This window comes from Psychrobacter sp. GW64-MNA-CIBAN-0177 (genome assembly GCF_040309585.1).
In the GTDB taxonomy this organism is placed as follows: Bacteria; Pseudomonadota; Gammaproteobacteria; order Pseudomonadales; family Moraxellaceae; genus Psychrobacter; species Psychrobacter okhotskensis.
The window spans coordinates 1-270 of the sequence record NZ_JBEOOY010000262.1; the positions used below are offsets into that span (position 1 = coordinate 1).

Annotated in this window: 1 protein-coding gene; it reads right to left on the minus strand. The window is 62.2% G+C overall.

Annotated elements, in window-relative coordinates:
* On the minus strand, positions 1-270 hold a 270-nt coding region (locus AAEY79_RS15015; protein ID WP_352289218.1), incomplete at its 3' end, for an ABC transporter permease subunit.

Below are 270 nucleotides of genomic sequence, written 5' to 3' on the forward strand. Positions count from 1 at the left end.
CGCCACGACGCAGGAGGTGAACGCGCCGATCGGGGTGTCTTCACCGGTGATCCAGCGCAACACGAACGGCACCGCCAGGTAGAACCAGGTGATCACCAGCAGCAACGGGATCGAGCGGAAGTAGTTCACGTAGGCGCCGGCCACGCGGGACAGCAGTTTGTTGGACGACAAGCGCATCAGGGCCAGGATGGTCCCGATGATGATGCCGCCGACCACGCCCATGACCATCAGCTTCAAGGTCATGACCATGCCGTTCCACAGGCCTGGAAT